The sequence below is a fragment of the Jeongeupia chitinilytica genome, from assembly GCF_014652315.1.
GTDB lineage: Bacteria > Pseudomonadota > Gammaproteobacteria > Burkholderiales > Chitinibacteraceae > Jeongeupia > Jeongeupia chitinilytica.
Genome location: NZ_BMYO01000003.1, coordinates 241,225 through 258,555, shown reverse-complemented (window position 1 = coordinate 258,555; position 17,331 = coordinate 241,225). Strand labels below are relative to the sequence as shown.

General features: G+C 62.5%; 17 protein-coding genes. 6 read left to right on the top strand and 11 right to left on the bottom strand.

Features of this window, described 5'->3' with window-relative positions:
• The first annotated feature begins 45 nt into the window (after positions 1-45).
• Complete coding sequence (dapC, locus tag IE097_RS07080) at positions 46-1,233, top strand: succinyldiaminopimelate transaminase (protein ID WP_189459462.1); 1,188 nt, start codon at positions 46-48, stop codon at positions 1,231-1,233.
• An 18-nt stretch (positions 1,234-1,251) separates the two neighbouring features.
• Positions 1,252-2,073, top strand: coding sequence for a 2,3,4,5-tetrahydropyridine-2,6-dicarboxylate N-succinyltransferase (dapD, locus tag IE097_RS07075; RefSeq protein WP_189459461.1), 822 nt, complete (start codon positions 1,252-1,254; stop codon positions 2,071-2,073).
• A gap of 62 nt (positions 2,074-2,135) precedes the next feature.
• On the opposite strand, the gene rpoS is transcribed toward dapD, so the two are convergent.
• From rpoS to IE097_RS07045, 6 genes are all read right to left on the bottom strand, one after another.
• Positions 2,136-3,104, bottom strand: a complete 969-nt coding sequence (gene rpoS, locus IE097_RS07070; RefSeq protein WP_189459460.1) for an RNA polymerase sigma factor RpoS — start codon at positions 3,102-3,104, stop codon at positions 2,136-2,138.
• A 6-nt stretch (positions 3,105-3,110) separates the two neighbouring features.
• Entirely contained in the window at positions 3,111-4,028 is a 918-nt protein-coding gene (locus IE097_RS07065; RefSeq protein WP_189459459.1) for a peptidoglycan DD-metalloendopeptidase family protein, read from the bottom strand.
• Positions 4,029-4,142: 114 nt separating this feature from the next.
• On the bottom strand, positions 4,143-4,814 hold the full coding sequence (locus IE097_RS07060; RefSeq protein ID WP_189459458.1) for a protein-L-isoaspartate(D-aspartate) O-methyltransferase: 672 nt from the start codon (positions 4,812-4,814) through the stop codon (positions 4,143-4,145).
• Positions 4,799-5,542, bottom strand: a complete 744-nt coding sequence (surE, locus tag IE097_RS07055) for a 5'/3'-nucleotidase SurE (protein ID WP_189459457.1) — start codon at positions 5,540-5,542, stop codon at positions 4,799-4,801. Before surE ends, IE097_RS07060 begins: the two co-directional genes overlap by 16 nt.
• A 56-nt stretch (positions 5,543-5,598) precedes the next feature.
• Positions 5,599-6,498 carry a DMT family transporter gene (locus IE097_RS07050; RefSeq protein WP_229797473.1) on the bottom strand — a complete coding sequence of 300 codons (900 nt, stop codon included), beginning with the start codon at positions 6,496-6,498 and terminating at the stop codon, positions 5,599-5,601.
• A 111-nt stretch (positions 6,499-6,609) separates the two neighbouring features.
• The gene (locus tag IE097_RS07045) at positions 6,610-7,725 is read right to left on the bottom strand and encodes an aromatic ring-hydroxylating oxygenase subunit alpha (RefSeq protein WP_189459456.1); all 1,116 of its coding nucleotides are present in this window, start codon (positions 7,723-7,725) and stop codon (positions 6,610-6,612) included.
• A 349-nt stretch (positions 7,726-8,074) separates the two neighbouring features.
• On the opposite strand from IE097_RS07045, the gene IE097_RS07040 reads away from it, so the two are divergent.
• Entirely contained in the window at positions 8,075-8,536 is a 462-nt protein-coding gene (locus tag IE097_RS07040; protein ID WP_189459455.1) for a YehS family protein, read from the top strand.
• Positions 8,537-8,600: 64 nt separating this feature from the next.
• Here the strand turns inward: IE097_RS07040 and trhO are convergent, their stop codons facing one another.
• Positions 8,601-9,545 carry an oxygen-dependent tRNA uridine(34) hydroxylase TrhO gene (gene trhO / locus IE097_RS07035; RefSeq protein WP_189459454.1) on the bottom strand — a complete coding sequence of 315 codons (945 nt, stop codon included), beginning with the start codon at positions 9,543-9,545 and terminating at the stop codon, positions 8,601-8,603.
• Positions 9,546-9,720: 175 nt separating this feature from the next.
• On the opposite strand from trhO, the gene IE097_RS07030 reads away from it, so the two are divergent.
• A complete protein-coding gene (locus tag IE097_RS07030) occupies positions 9,721-10,227 on the top strand; it encodes a HugZ family pyridoxamine 5'-phosphate oxidase (protein WP_189459453.1) in 507 nt (168 codons plus the stop codon).
• 191 nt (positions 10,228-10,418) lie between these two features.
• Here the strand turns inward: IE097_RS07030 and IE097_RS07025 are convergent, their stop codons facing one another.
• The 4 genes from IE097_RS07025 to acnB form a co-directional block, all read right to left on the bottom strand.
• Positions 10,419-11,321 (bottom strand): hypothetical protein, encoded by a 903-nt coding sequence (locus IE097_RS07025; protein WP_189459452.1) that lies wholly within the window; start codon positions 11,319-11,321, stop codon positions 10,419-10,421.
• A gap of 144 nt (positions 11,322-11,465) precedes the next feature.
• A complete protein-coding gene (locus IE097_RS19605) occupies positions 11,466-11,585 on the bottom strand; it encodes an SEC-C metal-binding domain-containing protein (protein ID WP_373295734.1) in 120 nt (39 codons plus the stop codon).
• Between the two features lie 162 nt (positions 11,586-11,747).
• On the bottom strand, positions 11,748-12,956 hold the full coding sequence (locus tag IE097_RS07015; RefSeq protein WP_189459451.1) for an RtcB family protein: 1,209 nt from the start codon (positions 12,954-12,956) through the stop codon (positions 11,748-11,750).
• A gap of 328 nt (positions 12,957-13,284) precedes the next feature.
• A complete protein-coding gene (gene acnB, locus IE097_RS07010; RefSeq protein ID WP_189459450.1) occupies positions 13,285-15,870 on the bottom strand; it encodes a bifunctional aconitate hydratase 2/2-methylisocitrate dehydratase in 2,586 nt (861 codons plus the stop codon).
• Positions 15,871-16,067: 197 nt separating this feature from the next.
• Between acnB and IE097_RS07005 the strand changes: the two genes are divergently transcribed.
• Both IE097_RS07005 and IE097_RS07000 read left to right on the top strand, forming a co-directional pair.
• The gene (locus tag IE097_RS07005) at positions 16,068-16,988 is read left to right on the top strand and encodes a transcriptional regulator GcvA (RefSeq protein WP_189459449.1); all 921 of its coding nucleotides are present in this window, start codon (positions 16,068-16,070) and stop codon (positions 16,986-16,988) included.
• Positions 16,985-17,302: a hypothetical protein gene (locus IE097_RS07000; RefSeq protein WP_189459448.1), complete on the top strand. Its 318-nt coding sequence runs from the start codon at positions 16,985-16,987 to the stop codon at positions 17,300-17,302. Before IE097_RS07005 ends, IE097_RS07000 begins: the two co-directional genes overlap by 4 nt.
• Positions 17,303-17,331: the final 29 nt, after the last annotated feature.

Sequence of the window (17,331 nt, the reverse complement as noted above, 5' to 3'; positions counted from 1 at the left end):
GGCTTCGGCAGGTTATACTTGTCGTTTTCCCTAAGTCCGTTCGCCATGTCTCCGAATCTTGCGCAGTTGCACCCCTATCCGTTCCAGAAGCTGCGCCAGCTCTTCGCCGATGTCGAACCGAATGTCGCACGCCAGCACATCAATCTGTCGATAGGTGAACCCAAGCACCCGACGCCGCAGCTGATCAAGGATGCGCTGGTTGCCAACTTCGACGGCTTGGCGGCTTATCCGGCAACGCAAGGTAGCGAGCAGCTGCGCGCTGCGATCGGTCGCTGGGCCAAACGGCGTTACGATCTGGCTCTCGACCCTGCCACGGAAATCCTGCCGGTCAACGGTAGTCGCGAAGCGCTGTTTGCGTTTGCCCAGGCGGTCATCGATACGTCGGTCAAGCAAAAGCCGGTCGTCCTGTCTCCCAATCCGTTCTACCAGATTTACGAAGGTGCGGCGTTGCTGGCGGGTGCGGAACCCTACTACGTCAACTGCACCGCGCCGGCTCGTTTTCAGCCCGAATGGGATGCCGTTCCCGATGACGTATGGGCGCGCACGCAACTGGTTTTTGTCTGCTCCCCCGGCAACCCGACCGGCGCGGTGGCGTCGCTGGCCGACTGGCAGAAGCTGTTTGACCTGTCCGACCGTCATGGCTTCGTCATCGCCAGTGACGAGTGCTATTCGGAAATCTATTCCGGCGCCGAGAAGCCGCTTGGCGGCCTCGAGGCCGCCGCCAGGCTCGGCCGTGACTTCACCAATCTCGTGATGTTTTCATCGCTTTCGAAGCGCTCCAACGTACCGGGCTTGCGCTCGGGCTTTGTTGCAGGCGATGCAAGGCTGATGGCGCAGTTCCTGCTCTATCGCACCTACCACGGATGTGCGATGAGCCCGACGATCCAGGCCGCCAGCGCCGTTGCCTGGGATGACGAGGTGCACGTCGAAGACAACCGGCGGGAGTATGCGGCCAAGTTCGAGGCGGTTACCCCGCGGCTGCAATCCGTTCTGGACGTCGTCCTGCCGGATGCATCGTTCTATCTCTGGGCCAAAGTGCCCTGTGACGATGCGGAGTTCGCCAGGCGCCTGTACGCACAGGAGCATGTCACGGTGCTGCCCGGCTCCTTTCTCGCCCGGGAGGCGCACGGCACCAACCCGGGGGCAGGTTACGTGCGCATCGCGCTGGTCGCTTCGCAATCCGAATGTCTCGAAGCGGCCGATCGCATCGTCCGCTTTGTCCAGTCTTTGTAAACCAACAAGGAAATCAGCATGAGCAATCTGCAATCCGTGATCGAAACCGCGTTCGAGAATCGCGCCGACATCAATCCGGCGTCTGCATCCGCGGAACTGCGCGACGCGATCAACGAAGTCATCAACAGCCTCGACAAGGGGCAACTGCGCGTTGCAGAAAAGATCGACGGTCAGTGGCAAACGCATCAGTGGCTGAAAAAAGCCGTACTGCTTTCGTTCCGCATCAATGACAACGTACCGATGGATGGTGGCTGCACCCAGTATTTCGACAAGGTTCCGTCGAAGTTCGGCGACTACACCGAGGCGGATTTCCGTGCCGGTGGTTTCCGTGTCGTACCGAATGCGATTGCACGCAAAGGTTCGTTCGTCGGCAAGAATGTCGTGCTGATGCCGTCCTACGTCAACATCGGTGCTTACGTCGACGAAGGTACCATGGTCGATACGTGGGCGACCGTCGGATCATGCGCGCAGATCGGCAAGAACGTTCACCTGTCGGGCGGCGTCGGCATCGGTGGCGTACTGGAGCCCCTGCAAGCCAATCCGACCATCATTGAAGACAACTGCTTCATCGGTGCACGCTCGGAAGTAGTGGAAGGTGTGATCGTCGAGGAAGGCTCGGTCATCTCGATGGGTGTTTACATCGGTCAGAGCACCAAGATCTACGATCGTGAAACCGGCGAAGTCAGCTACGGCCGCATTCCCGCCGGCTCGGTGGTCGTGTCCGGCAACCTGCCGTCGGCCGACGGTAAGTACAGTCTGTATTGCGCCGTGATCGTCAAGAAGGTTGACGCCAAGACCCGTGGCAAGGTCGGCATCAACGAACTGCTGCGCGGCATCTGATCTGCTCGATTTTGAAAGAAAAAAGCCGACCTTTGCAGGTCGGCTTTTTTAATGATGTGCGCTCAGAGCACAACGTCACGCGAGACGCCGTAGCGGCGGAGGATGCGGCGCAGCTGTTCCAGTGCTTCGATCTGGATCTGGCGTACCCGCTCGCGGGTCAGGCTCAGGCTGGCAGCCAGGTCTTCCAGCGTGCAGATCTCGTAGCCGTTCAGGCCGTAGCGCCGCTCGATCACCATGCGCTGCTTCTCGTTGAGCTGGCGCAGCCATTCACGGACATAGCGCTGGATTTCCGCATTTTGCAGAATCATCTCCGGGCCCTCGTTCTGCTCGTCCGGAATCGACTCGCCGATGGTCAGCATCGGGTCGATATCCAGCGGCGCATCGAGCGATGCAACGCGTTCGTTCAAGCCCATGACCCGGCGCACATCCTCTACATCCTTGCCGACGAGGTGGGCCACATCTTCCAGCGACGGCTCGTACCCGAGGTGGGTTTCCAGATGGCGCTGCGCACGCAGATAGACGTTGAGCTCCTTGATCACGTGCACCGGCAGCCGGATCGTTCGAGACTGGTTCATGATCGCCCGCTCGATACTCTGGCGGATCCACCACGTGGCATACGTCGAGAACCGGAAGCCGCGTTCGGGGTCGAACTTTTCCAGTGCGTGCATCAGACCAATGTTGCCCTCCTCGATCAGGTCGAGCAGGGTCATGCCGCGATTGATGTAGTGTTTGGCGATGTTCACGACCAAGCGCAGATTGTGCTCGATCATTTTCTGCCGCGCTTCGAAATCCCCCTGCACGACACGGCGCGCCAGTTCGCGCTCCTGATCGGGCTTGAGTAGCGGGCTGCGGCCGATTTCGTTCAGATAGATCTGGGTAACGTCACCGGTGCTTTCATAACTGGTGTTGTCTGCCTCCTCGCCGCCGGCGGCCTCTTCGGCCTCGGCTTCGTCTTCTGCCTCTTCCCGTTCGAGCTCGTCCCCTTGATCAAGGCCTGAGTCGTTTTCCAGCATATCGATTTGATCGTTCATGGTCGGTCATTCAAGCTGAATATATTTGGCGGGGTCGACCGGTTTGCCATATCTGCGAATTTCGAAGTGCAGCTTGACCTGGTCGGCGTCGGTATTACCCATTTCCGCAATCTTCTCGCCCTTCTTGACGGTATCGCCCTCTTTGACGAGCAGCTTGCTGTTGTGGGCATAAGCTGACAAAAACTCCTTGTTATGCTTGATGATTAGCATCTTGCCATAACCGCGAAGCCCTGAACCTGCGTAAACAACCTTTCCGGATGCTGACGCAACAATAGACTGTCCGATTTTCCCGGGAATATCAATGCCGCGGCTCTCATCGGTAAAGCCCTTGTTTGGCTTGCCGGAAGTCGGCGCCATCCAGTCTGCCACGTCGGCATCCTCGGCGCTTGGTTTCGTGGTTGATTTTTCAGGGGTTTTTGCTACGGACGACGCAGCGGAGGCGTTTGTTTTCACCGCAGCACTGGCTGTGACGGGTTGTGGTTTGGCAGCAACGGCACCAGCTGACACTGCCGCTACGCTACTGGCGGGCTTGACGGCAGGCTTGCTCGGCTGTGGTGCACTGGTCACCACGGCTGCATCACCCAGCGGACGGACTTCGACGCCTGCCGGTGTGGCTGCACCACCGGAGGGCGGAGTCAGCCGGAGTATTTGGCCGACCTTGATGTCGTTGAAGTCGGTCAGCGAGTTCCAGCTGGCAAGGTCGCGATAGGCTAGGCCGTGTTCAAGCGCGATCCGGTAGAGCGTGTCTCCGCGCTTGACCATGTACTGCCCGGCCGGCACCGCGATCGGTGTTGGCGAGGGCGTTGCCGCAGGCAGCGGCGCGGGATTGGTATGGTCAACGATCGGCGCCGGCTGTCTTGGCGCACTCGTGCACGCAGCCAGCAACAACAGAACGGTCGGTGCGATCAGGCGCGGCCAACTCACAAAGGATCTCCTTGTCTTGCCGCCGGCTCGGGCTGTCCTGCCGGTGGCGCATCGTAAATGGACCGGCCTTGCAGCATGGACCGATTCGCCTGGGGGCGCAATCGTGGCAACTGCTCAGGCGAGCCCCGGTAACAGCGGAACGAACCGCACTTTTTCAAGACGGGTCTCGGTGACGCCCTCCTCGCTGCGCTCGATCAGGCGCAACTCCTGATCGTCGCTGCCGACCGGAAAAATCAGGCGCCCGCCTATGCTCAGTTGATCGATCAGATCCTCGGGAACGATCGGTGCCGCTGCCGCGATCAGGATCACGTCGAACGGTGCCGCCTCGGGCATGCCGTGGCTGCCGTCGCCATGGCGAACGCGGACATTGCGCAGTCCAAGCTGGCTGAGCCGGTCCCGCGCCCCCTTGCTGAGCTGGGCAATCCGTTCTATCGAGTAGACGGTCTTGAAGAGCTGAGACAATACCGCGGCTTGATATCCGCAGCCAGTCCCGATTTCCAGCACTTTTTCATGTTGCGCGGCGCCCAGCGCCAGCTCGGTCATCCGGGCGACAATATAGGGCTGGGAAATGGTCTGGCCGTAGCCGATCGGCAGCGCCGTATCGTCGTAGGCCTTGTGCGAAAGCGCTTCGTCGATGAAAACGTGCCTTGGCACCTGCCCCATCACCGTCAGTACGCGCGGGTCGTCGACACCAAGCTGCCTGATCCGGTCGATCATGCGGGAGCGGGTACGCGCCGATGTCATCCCGGCGCCGTCGAAAGCGTTGAAGTTCATGCGTGCAGCCATGATTCGATGAAATCCAGCTGAGGGTAGGCGGTCAGATCGATCGATAGCGGCGTGATCGAAACCTGACCCTGGGTGATGGCGTGAAAATCGGTACCTTCGGCGGCATCGGCCGCCAGTCCCGGCGGGCCGACCCACCAGATGGCCTCGCCACGGGGGTTGGCTGCCTTGATGACCGGCGCGGCACGATGCCGGCGCCCGAGGCGGGTGACCTTTCGCCCTGCGAGTGCGCCGTAAGGCATGTCCGGCACGTTGACGTTGAGCAGCACGGCGCCGCGAAACGGTTCGCGCTCGACGCGGGCGACCAGTTCACTGGCAATGCGCGCCGCGGTGTCGAAATGCGATGGATTGCGTGACGCGAGCGAAACCGCCATGGCCGGTACGCCAAGCAGGAAGCCCTCGGTCGCGGCGGCCACGGTGCCGGAATAGATGGTGTCGTCGCCCATGTTGGCACCGTGGTTGATGCCGGAGACCACCATGTCCGGCAGCGTGTCCATCAGCCCGGTGGCCGCGAGATGAACGCAGTCGGTTGGCGTGCCGTTGACGTAGCGGTAGCCATTGGGGGCCGTACGTACGGTCAGCGGGCGATCCAGCGTCAGCGAGTTGCTCGCGCCGCTGCGGTCACGCTCCGGTGCACACACCAGCACGTCGTGCTGCTCGGCAAGTTTGGTGGCGAGCGCCGCAAGGCCCGGCGCGAAGTAACCGTCGTCGTTTGAAATTAGTATGCGCATGCATTCTCCCCGGTCGACCCTATTCTAGCCGCACGACCGACGACGACAAAATGCAGCTAGGCCGGCCGTTGTGGGCGTGCCGCCGATGCTGCGCCCAGTCGTGCGGAAACGACGCCGCAGGCGGCAATCAGCAGCATCGCAAGGTAGCTCGACGGTGGCAGCCGGTCGCCCCACAGCAGTACGCCGAACAGGGTCGAAAACACGACGGTCAGGTAGGCCAGACTGGCGACGACCAGCGACTTGCCCTTGCTGTACGCCCGCGTCATCGACAGCTGCGCAATCGTCGCGCTGATGCCCATGCCGAGGATGATCCAGAGGTTGTCCAGGTGCAGCTGCGCCAGTTCGCCCGGTTGCAGCAGCATCCAGATGCCTGCGCCGAGCGACGAAACCAGCGAGAAATAGAAGACGGTGCGCCACTCCGGCTCGCCGCGCCGGCCGAGCTCGTGCACGTTCATGTACGCGATGCTCGCCAGGAGCCCCGAGCACAGACCAAGCAGGCCCGCGAGCCATTCGTCGCCATCAAGCGCCGGCCGCAGCAACAGAACGACACCGACAAAGCCGAACAGGATGGCCAGCACCTGTCTGCGCATCGGCCATTGCCGGTACCACAGGGTCGAAACGACCATCAGGAACAGCGGCGACGTGTAATTCAGCGTGACGGCCGTCGACAGGGGCAGGCGGCTGATCGCGAAGAAATACAGCATCAGCGACAAAAAGCCGGACACGCTGCGTCCGAGGTGAACCTGCAGCAGCGGCCAGGACACCCGCAGCGGCCGGCGTGCCGGCAGTGCAATCAGCAGGATGCCGATGAAGCCGGCAAGGCAGCGATAGAACACCAGCTCGGCCGTACTGAAGCTGTGGCTGCCGAGTTTGACGAATACGCCCATCACGCCAAAGCTCAGGCAGGCGACGACCATCCAGAACGGGCCGGAGTTTTTCAGTCGATGCCAGTGCATTAAGGTCATGAGTCGGTAAGGCCGGAAGAAAGAAGAAGGCAGCCGACAGGCTGCCTTCTGCGCAGGTCGATGATCACGCATTCGCGACCATCTGCACCATTGGGCCTGACCCTAGGCCCGGATCGCGTCGCCCAGTTCGCGGCGGAGGAACTGATGGAAGTGGCGCATGCCGTCCTCCATCGGACTCTGGTACGGACCAACCTCGTTGCGTTCGGCCTTGTACAACGCAAGGCGCCCCGCTTCCATCCGGTTGATGATCTCGATGTCTTCGACCGCCGTCTCGGCATAGGCAGCCTGCTCGGCCGCAACGAACTCGGGCTCGAACCACGCGATATCTTCCGGGTAGTAGAACTCGACGACGTTCTTGTAGCTGCGCGGCCCGGTCGGGATCAGGGTCGAAATCACCAGCGTATGCGGGTACCACTCGACCATCACGTTCGGGTAATAGGTCAGCCAGATCGCACCATGCTCGGGCACGGTGTCGCCATAGTAGGCCTGCACCTGCTTGTGCCACTCCTGGTAGACCTTGGAGCCGGGCTTGGCGAGGGCGTTGTTGACGCCGACCGTCTGCACCGAGTGCCAGTCGCCGAATTCCCACTTCAGGTCGTCGCATGTCACGAAGCGCCCGAGGCCGGGATGGAACGGCTCGACGTGGTAGTCCTCGAGATAAACCTCGATGAAGGTCTTCCAGTTGCCCTCGTACTCGTCGACCTGAACGCTGTGGAACACGTAGTTCGAGAAATCGAGGTGCTTGGCGACGCCGAGATCCTTGAGGTCGGCCTCGATATCGTGGCCATTGTTCTCGAACAGCAGGCCGTTCCATTGCACCAGTCCGGTTTCCGGCAAATGCAGGCAAGGATTGCCGGGGAAGTGGGGCGCGCCGGCCAGTTTGCCGTGCTGGTCGTAAGTCCAGCGGTGCAGCGGGCAAACCGTGTGCGTACCGTTACCGCGACCGGACAGCATGGTGGCCTGTCGGTGGCGGCAGATATTGGAAAGGAGTTTGACGCCCTGATCGGTGCGTTTCAGGTATTGCGCGCCGTTGCTCATCTCGAGCACGTGATAGTCACCGGCTTCCGGCACCATCAGCTGGTGGCCGATGTACTTCGGGCCCCGCGCAAACAGGCGCTCCTGCTCGATCTGGAAAAGGGTTTCGTCAAAGTAGGACGACACCGGGAGCTGGGTCGTCATGTCCAGCTGCAAGGCTGCAGCCGTAGCCAGATTCGTCATGTTTATCCCACACCCCCTGGGCTAGAAGGTCTAAGACGTCTCGCCACTTTGTGACCAGGTCACGATGGGTGGGCAAGCCATCAGTTCAACACATGCCGGACGGATATCCGGCCCGAAAAAAGACGAGGATTTTGCCCTGCCGCCCCCGTTCGGGCAAGCGGCGGAACGGAAAATAACCAGAAAAATTAGAAATTTAGCGCAAAAAACGGCGGGTTTGCGCGTGGGGTAACGCTTTTTCAGCGCAACCCGATGCAAGGTGCCACTGTCGGGACGCCATTCGGGCCGCCGGAGTGGCAAAATACGGGATTCGGTCCGGCCTTGCCGGGCACGCTCACCACAAGGATTCGAATTGCTTTCCAATGATGTACTGCGCAGCGTGCGCTACATGCTCGACCTCAGCGACGCCAAGCTCGTCGAGATCACCGCTCTCGCCGGCTTCGAAACGACGCTCGACGACGTCCAGGCCTACCTGAAGAAGGATGACGAGGACGGCTATCGCCATTGCGACAACCAGATGTTTGCGCACTTTCTGGACGGGCTGGTGATCTTCCGTCGCGGTCGCGACGAAAGCCGGCCGTTGCCGGAGGTCAGCTGGCCGGTGTCGAACAATACGGTGCTGAAGAAGCTTCGGGTTGCCTTCGAACTCAAGGATGACGACATGCACGCCATTCTCGCCAGCGTGGACTTCGACGTATCCAAACCCGAGCTGAGCGCCCTGTTCCGCAAGGAAGGCCAGAAGAACTTCCGCCGCTGTGGCGATCAGTTGCTGCGCAACTTCCTCAAGGGGCTGACGTTGCGGCTGCGCGGCTAGTCACACGGCACAACACAAAAAAACAGCCCGGACCAACCGGGCTGTTTTGCATGGATCGACCGGATCAGTCCGCGGTGCGCGGGTTGCGCCCCAGTGGCATCGGCTGGTTGCGCGCCCTGGCCAGGGCAATCTGTTTCTGCCGCTCGGTCGCACCGGCACGGGTTTTCTCGCTCAGGCTGTTCCAGCAGTGCGGGCAGCTGATGCCTTCGACGTAGTGCGGTGACTGGCGCTCGTCCACCGATACCGGCTCGCGGCAGGCGTGGCACAGCTCGTAATCGCCTTCCGACAGGTCGTGCCGGACCGTGACGCGGTTGTCGAACACGAAGCAGTCGCCCTGCCAGCGGGTTTCTTCCTGAGGCACGGTTTCCAGGTATTTGAGGATGCCGCCCTTGAGGTGGTAGACCTCTTCGAAGCCCTCACCGAGCATGTAGCTCGAGGCCTTCTCGCAACGGATGCCGCCGGTACAGAACATCGCGACCTTCTTGTGCCTGGCCGGGTCGAAGTGCGCGCGAACATAGTCCGGAAACTCGCGGAAGCTTTCGGTCTTCGGGTCGATCGCGCCTTCGAACGTGCCGATGGCCACTTCGTAATCGTTGCGGGTATCGATCAGCAGTACTTCGGGATCGCTGATCAGCGCATTCCAGTCCTGCGGCTCCACATAGGTGCCGACGCGCTTGTTCGGGTCGACGCCGGGCACGCCGAGCGTGACGATTTCCTTCTTCAGCTTGACCTTGGTGCGCAGGAACGGCTGCACGTCGCAGTACGACTCCTTGTGGTCGACGTCGGCCAGTCGGACGTCACGGCGCAGCCAGTCCAGCAAGGCGTCGATTGCGGCGCGAGTGCCCGACACCGTGCCGTTGATCCCCTCTTCGGCCAGCAGCAGCGTACCCCTGACGTCATGATCGAGCATGCATTGCAGCAGCGGCTCGCGCAGGTCGACGTAATCGGTCAGGGTAACGAATTTGTACAGCGCCGCAACCACAATGGGCTGGGCAGATTGATGCGACATCGCTTGTTCTCCAGGTGGTCGTTCTCGCAAAGAACGGACCGGATCAATGACAAGGCCGGCTCTGTGGCCGGCGCTGCCTGCATTTTACCCGTGTTCGATGCCGGTTTGCGGGCCGTGACAGACCGGTCGTCAGCGTGGACAATATCGGCCCGCCGATCGACAGGAGTACGCCCGGATGGCCATCGACCTTGCCGCCGCCAGACAGCAGTACCTCGACTTCGTCGCCAGCCGCAAAACGCTGGCGATCAGCTGCCTCGACCCGGACGGCGCCCCCTTCATCAGTTATGCGCCGTTCGTTCACCGGGACGGCAGGTTCTACATCTACATCAGCCGGCTGGCCGAGCATTACCAGTACATCGAGGCGCGTCGGCAGGCCAATGTGATGCTGCTGGCCGACGAGGCCGACTCGGCCAACCTGTTCGGTCGCGAGCGGGCGCGCTGGCTGTGCGCAGTGAAAAATCTCGGCAACGAAGGTTTCGACGAGGTTTTTGCCCTGTTCGATGCGCGCTTCGGCGACAAAATGCTCGCGCTGCTGCGCGGCTTGGATTTCTCCCTGTTCGAACTGACGCCGCAACCCGGCCGTTACGTGGTCGGCTTCGGCAAGGCGTTCGATGTCAGCGTCGATGGTGAGCTGTTCGTGCACGTCGCCGTCGACAAGAAACCGGCGGACGCAGCAGGCTGACGGCATGGCCGGCCCGCTGCTTCTGCCCGGGGATGACTATTCCGGCCAGCGGCCGGAACGCAGCGCCAGCTTCAATGCCCGTCGATCTGCGGCACGCAGCGATTTCTTGCTCTTTTCATGGGGGCCGGCATGACGTTGTCGGGCAGCCAGTGCCAGCGGATTGCGGGGCCTGGGCAGTTTGCCGCTGATCTTCACGCTGGCACCCCGCTCAACTGCAACTCGTAAAGCGGTGCATTGCGAGCCCGCCGGCACTGTCTTCTGGCGAAAAAACGCGGCATGTTGCCGGTCTCGCGGAAGCAGAACTGTCGAGGCAGATCGGTATAGATCGAACGCGGCGGCTGGCGGCATGACGGCAGTCTCTTCAGCAGGACACCCGACTCGGGCGAGTGAAAGAACAGCCGGCGCAGGCCCAGTTCCTCCCGGACAAACCAGATGGTCGCGGCCAGCATCGCCTCGGCCCAGATTTTGCGGTAGCGCGCCTGCACCCATCGCAGGTAACGCAGCACGTCGGCAGGCTGCCCACCGATCTGTGCCGGCCATCGTGCCGGGTTTTCCAGTGCCCAGGCCGTTTTGCGCAGCCAGTCGTTCTGGATTTCTTCGATGAGTACTTCGCCGGCATCCAGATCGATATCGAGTCGCGCCCATGCCAGCGTGTTCCGCGTCCGACAAATCGGGTGGCCCGAACAGGCAAATGGTCCGACACCGTCCGAGGACGGTCTGACCAGTTCCTGATAGCGCCGGTCGTGACCGCGGTCGAAGTTGAGCTGCAACACCAGATTCGCATCATTTCGTGTGGTCTGCGCGCCTTGCCATTGCGACAGCGTCAGCGTGAACGCCAGTTGTTCGGCATCTCCGTCGGTGACAATCAGGTCGCCGGGCCGGATCCGGTCCGAACCGAGCCGGGCAAGCCATTGCTTGACGCGCGGTTTTTGCAGCAGTCCGGCAAAGGGCGAGCGTTTGAGCGCACCCACCGTGGCGCCCTCGCCGACGGCATGGCGCAGCAGCAGCCAGGCGTAACGCTCGGGGTAATAGTTAAAGCAGGTCCTGCCTTGCGGCAGGCAGGCGACGATTTCGTCGACCAGTCGGGCATTCATCAATCAGCTCCGGATCACGCCATTCAGGCGCGGGGAAATCGGGTATTCGGTATGGGGGTACTGCCATGGCCTGATTCATCGTGGCCTCCTGTTCATGTGGACCGCGCTTGCGCGGTCCCTCGGGTTGGCGGAAGTAGTCGTCCCTCAGGCTGCCGTCAAAAGCAGCCGGTAGCGAGGCAACAACGCTTGAAACAAACGACCGGAGCCGCACGGGCAGAGATCGTTGCGACCGAGCTTTTCCAGCAGCTCCTTGTCGCCATGCACGGTCCTCGGGCCGCGCTTGACGCCCGTTTCAGACGGGAACTCCTTGCGGCGCTTGCGGGTGGCCTCGAAAGCTGGCGTTGCTTTGGTGTCGGTTCTTCATGATTCGGCTCCTCGGGTTGTCGGCGCGGCTTTGGCCACTCCGTGGGTTCATCAAGCGGCGAATCAGCCCTTGATGCACAGCACCTGTTTCAGGGTGTGGACCACCTCGACCAGATCGGTCTGGTGAGCCATCACGGTGTCGATGTCCTTGTAGGCGGCGGGAATTTCATCGACCACGCCACCATCCTTGCGGCACTCGACGCCTTCGGTCTGCGTTGCCAGATCAAAGCGGTTGAAGCGGTGCTTGGCCTCGCTGCGACTCATGCGCCGGCCCGCGCCATGCGAGCAGGAGCAGAACGATTGCGCATTGCCCAGCCCCCTCACGATGAAGCTTCTGGCCCCCATCGAGCCGGGGATGATGCCCAGCTGCCCGGCGTGGGCGGCAATCGCCCCTTTGCGGGTGATGAAGAGCTTTTCGCCAAAGTGCGTTTCCTGCGCCACATAGTTGTGGTGGCAGTTGATCGCCTCGTCGGTCAGCGTGAAGGCCGGCAGGAAGGGGCGCATGGCCTCGACCGCCAGCCGCATCATTTCGCGGCGGTTCACCAGTGCGTAGTCCTGACCCCACTCCAGTGCCTCGACATAGTCGTCAAACCAGGTCGATCCTTCGCTGAAATAGGCCAGATCGCGATCCGGCAGGCTGATCTGGTGACGGCGCATGTCCTTGCGTGCGGCGTCGATGAAGTAGCGACCGATCACGTTGCCGGTGCCGCGACTGCCCGAGTGCAGCATCACCCACACGCGCTGGTCTTGGTCCAGACACAGTTCGATGAAGTGGTTGCCGCCACCCAGCGTGCCGATCTGGCAGACCCAGGTCTGGGCAAACTTGCGCTGCATCTTCATCAGTCCAGGATGCTTGCCGACGATGCGGTCGAGCCGGTCGTCGAGCGGCCGGGCAATCCGCTGGCGGGCCGAGCCGCGGACCTTGTCCCACTCGTGTTGCTCGAAGCCCACCGGCACGGCGGCCTCGATGGCGGCGCGCAGCCGGGCCAGGCTTTCCGGCAGGTCGCTCGCGGTCAGCGAGGTGCGCACGGCATTCATGCCGCAACCGATGTCGACACCGACGGCGGCGGGGATGATGGCCGACTTGGTCGGAATCACCGAACCGACCGTGGCGCCGGTGCCGTAATGCACATCCGGCATCGCGGCCACGTGGCCGTGGATGATGGGCAGTGCAGCGACGTTCTTGAGTTGTTGAATGGCGTCCGGCGCGACATCGTCGGTCCAGACTTTGACCGGCACCCTAGCGCCGGCATAGGTTTTCAGAATCGGCATACGTCATTTCCTGTTGCCATGTCCGGCGCGCCGATCAGGCGGCGACGGACATGAAAAAGCCCCGGTCGGGCCGGGGCTTTTTGGGCAACCGGCGCAGGGGCTGGAACCCCTGCGCCAATGGCGGAAACGGGGTCAGCAGTTGATACGGAGAGTTTGGTTCGAGGTCATGCAGAAATCTCCTGTGGCTGAGGGTTGAAGAATGGGGCGCATTGTTGGCGTGCCGACGCCATGCCGTCAAACTGGTGAAAGACTGTCGTTGCAACCATGCAACGAGTGTAAAAAAACAGCCCGCTCGAAGCGGGCTGTTTCATTCAACGCGGAACCGGGATCAAACCGTCGCTTTCGCAGCTTCGGCCTGGTAGCTCTCGATCTGGTTGAAGTTGAGGTAGCGGTAGACTTCGGCGCCCTTCTCGTTGATCACGCCGATGTCGGCCATGTATTCGGCGACGGTCGGGATGCGACCGAGGCGCGAGGCGATGGCGGCGAGTTCGGCCGAGCTCAGGAACACGTTGGTGTTCTTGCCCAGACGGTTCGGGAAGTTGCGCGTCGACGTCGACACGACCGTGGCGCCTTCACGCACCTGCGCCTGGTTGCCCATGCACAGCGAGCAGCCCGGCATTTCGGTGCGTGCGCCGGCGGTGCCGAAGGTGCCGTAGTAGCCTTCTTCGGTCAGCTGTTGCGCGTCCATCTTGGTCGGCGGGGCGATCCACAGCTTGACCGGGATGTCGCGCTTGCCTTCCAGCAGCTTGCCGGCGGCACGGAAGTGGCCGATGTTGGTCATGCACGAACCGATGAACACTTCGTCGATCTTGGTGCCGGCGACTTCGGTCAGCACCTTCACGTCGTCCGGGTCGTTCGGGCAAGCGAGGATCGGCTCCTTCACGTCGGCCAGATCGATTTCGATCACGGCAGCGTATTCGGCGTCGGCATCCGGTTCGATCAGGTTCGGGTTGGCCAGCCAGGCTTCCATGCCCTTGATGCGGCGGGCCAGCGTCTTCGCGTCGCCGTAACCGTCGGCGATCATCGACTTCAGCAGCACGATGTTCGAGTTCAGGTACTCGATGATCGGTTCCTTGTTCAGGCGCACCGAGCAACCGGCGGCCGAACGCTCGGCCGACGCGTCGGTCAGCTCGAACGCCTGCTCGACCTTCAGATCCGGCAGGCCTTCGATTTCGAGGATGCGGCCCGAGAAGATGTTCTTCTTGCCGGCCTTGGCCACGGTCAGCAGACCGGCCTTGATCGCGTACAGCGGGATCGCGTTGACGAGGTCACGCAGGGTGATGCCCGGCTGCAGTTCGCCCTTGAAGCGCACCAGCACCGATTCCGGCATGTCCAGCGGCATCACGCCGGTGGCAGCGCCGAAGGCCACGAGGCCCGAGCCGGCCGGGAACGAGATGCCGATCGGGAAACGGGTGTGGCTGTCACCACCGGTACCGACGGTATCCGGCAGCAGCATGCGGTTCAGCCAGCTGTGGATCACGCCGTCGCCCGGGCGCAGCGACACGCCGCCACGGTTGCGGATGAATTCCGGCAGCTCGTGGTGGGTCTTGACGTCAACCGGCTTCGGATAGGCCGCGGTATGGCAGAACGACTGCATCACGAGGTCGGCCGAGAAGCCGAGGCAAGCCAGATCCTTCAGCTCGTCGCGCGTCATCGGGCCGGTGGTGTCCTGCGAGCCGACCGAGGTCATGCGCGGTTCGCAGTAAGTGCCCGGACGGACGCCCTGGCCTTCCGGCAGGCCGCAGGCACGGCCGACCATCTTCTGCGCTTGCGTGAAGCCCTTGGTCGATGCGGCCGGCGATTGCGGCAGGCGGAACAGCGTCGATGCCGGCAGACCCAGCGCTTCGCGCGCCTTGGCGGTCAGGCCGCGGCCGATGATCAGGTTGATCCGGCCGCCGGCGCGCACTTCGTCGAACAGCACGTCGGACTTGACCTTGAATTCGGAAACGGTTTCGCCGTTCTTGATAACCTTGCCTTCGTACGGGCGCAGTTCGATCACGTCGCCCATGTTCAGCTGGGTCACGTCGACTTCGATCGGCAGCGCGCCCGAGTCTTCCTGGGTGTTGAAGAAGATCGGGGCGATCTTGCCGCCGAGGCAGTAGCCGCCGAAGCGCTTGTTCGGTACGAACGGGATGTCTTCGCCGGTCCACCACAGTACCGAGTTGGTTGCCGACTTGCGGCTCGAACCGGTACCGACGACATCGCCGACGTAGGCAACGGCGTGGCCCTTGGCAGCCAGATCCTGCAGGAACTTGATCGGGCCGCGCTTGCCGTCTTCTTCCGGCGTGATGCCGTCACGGGTGTTCTTCAGCATGGCCAGTGCATGCAGCGGGATGTCCGGGCGCGACCACGCGTCCGGGGCCGGCGACAGGTCGTCGGTGTTGGTTTCGCCGGTGACCTTGAACACGGTCAGCGTCACGGCTTGCGGCACTTCCGGACGGCTGGTGAACCACTCGGCATCGGCCCAGCTCTGGATCACGGCCTTGGCGTTGGCGTTGCCTGCGTCGGCCAGTTCCTTCACGTCGTGGAAGTAGTCGAACATCAGCAGCGTTTTCTTCAGGCCTTCGGCGGCCACGGTGCCGACTTCGGCGTCGCCCAGCAGGTCGATCATCGGCTTGATGTTGAAGCCGCCGAGCATGGTGCCCAGCAGCTCGACCGCCTTGGCGCGGCTGATCAGCTTACAGGTGTCCTTGCCTTGCGCGACGGCGGCAAGGAACGCGGCCTTGACCTTGGCGGCATCGTCGACGCCTGGCGGAACGCGGTTGGTGATCAGGTCCAGCAGGAATTCTTCTTCGCCGGCCGGCGGGTTCTGCAGCAGGGCAACGAGGTCGACGACCTGTTGTGCGGTGAGTGCGAGCGGCGGAATGCCGAGGGCGGCGCGCTCTGCAACGTGCTGGCGATAAGCTTCAAGCATGGAATGACCTTTGCGGTTGCGTTGTATGGGGCGGACTCGGTCCGTATCGACTCCGCTCGATGGCCGTCACGGCGGCCATCTCGGCCAACGCTGACAGCAAGCCAGCGCAAACCGGGGATTTGGCTGCGAGATTAACGCGATCGCGCGGGCGAAACAAACGAGTAATCGCCACAAGGACTGTGAGATATACTCACAGAATGAGCCAGACCCTTCCCCCGCTGAATGCCCTGCGCATTTTCGAAGCCGCTGCCCGGCTGGAAAGCTTTTCCGCCGCCGCCAACGAGCTCTTCGTTACCCACGGCGCTGTGAGCAAGCAGATCAAGCAGCTGGAGGAGTGGCTGTCGGTGCAGCTGTTCGAGCGTGCCGGCGGTCGGGTCAAGCTGACCGACGCCGGCTGGCGCTACCTCGTGCAGGTGCAGGACGGCTTCGACATCATCGCCAATGCCACGCAGCAGCTGATGCAGCCGAACCGCCAGCGCCGGCTGGTGATCAATTCGACGCCGACGCTGGCGATGTACTGGCTACTGCCGCATCTGGCGCAATTCCAGCGCGAGCATCCGGATGTCGAGCTGCGGCTGATGACGTCGGACCGCGACATCAGCCGGCTCGACGCGCCGTTCGACGTCGCCATCCGCCGCGGCCCGGGTGACTGGCCCGGCTACGTCAGCAAGCCGTTTCTCGACGAGTGGGAGCTGCCGCTGTGCAGTCCGGCGCTGCTCGAACGTTTGCCGATCAGGACGCCCGCCGACCTGACCGGCCACACGCTGCTGTATGCCGATACCCGCCCGACGGCATGGCAGCGCTGGTTCACGCTGGCCGGGGTGCCTGATCTCAAGCCAGCCGCCACACAGCAGTTCGACCACTTCTATCTGGCGCTGCAGGCCGCCATGGACGGGCTCGGCGTCACCCTCGGACCGCTGCCGATGATGCAGGCCGAACTTGAAAACGGCAGCCTGATCGCACCGCTGCCCACCCCGATCGTCCCGGTGCGCGGTTATTGCTGGATCGCGCCACGCAGTGCCATGAACGACCCGACCATTGCCGCCTTCTGCCAGTGGCTCGAACGATCGGCCGAGGGGCTCAAGGTCGCAGCTCCGAACGCAGGCGGCCGCAAATGACGCCGCAGACCTGGAACCGGATCGGCATCGTGGTCGCGGGACTGGCGTTCGGCTACATCTTTTACGGCATCGGGCTCGTCATGATCGGACTGGGGCATATGAATCCGAGACCGCCGCGCTATTTCCGTGAACTGTCATGGACGCTTCAAGTTCTGCCGCTGTCGGCCAGTGCAATCGGCTGGCTGTGCTGGCTGTTCACGTCGAAACGCAAATGGCTCTGGCTGGCCGTCCTCGCGGCAGCATGGGTCGCCCTGAGCATTCCGGCACTTCAGGCGGCGCTGCCCTACCTGCCTCCCGGCCCGTACCGCGAGTAAACCGCCCGGCGGCGCTGCTGCGGACCTTG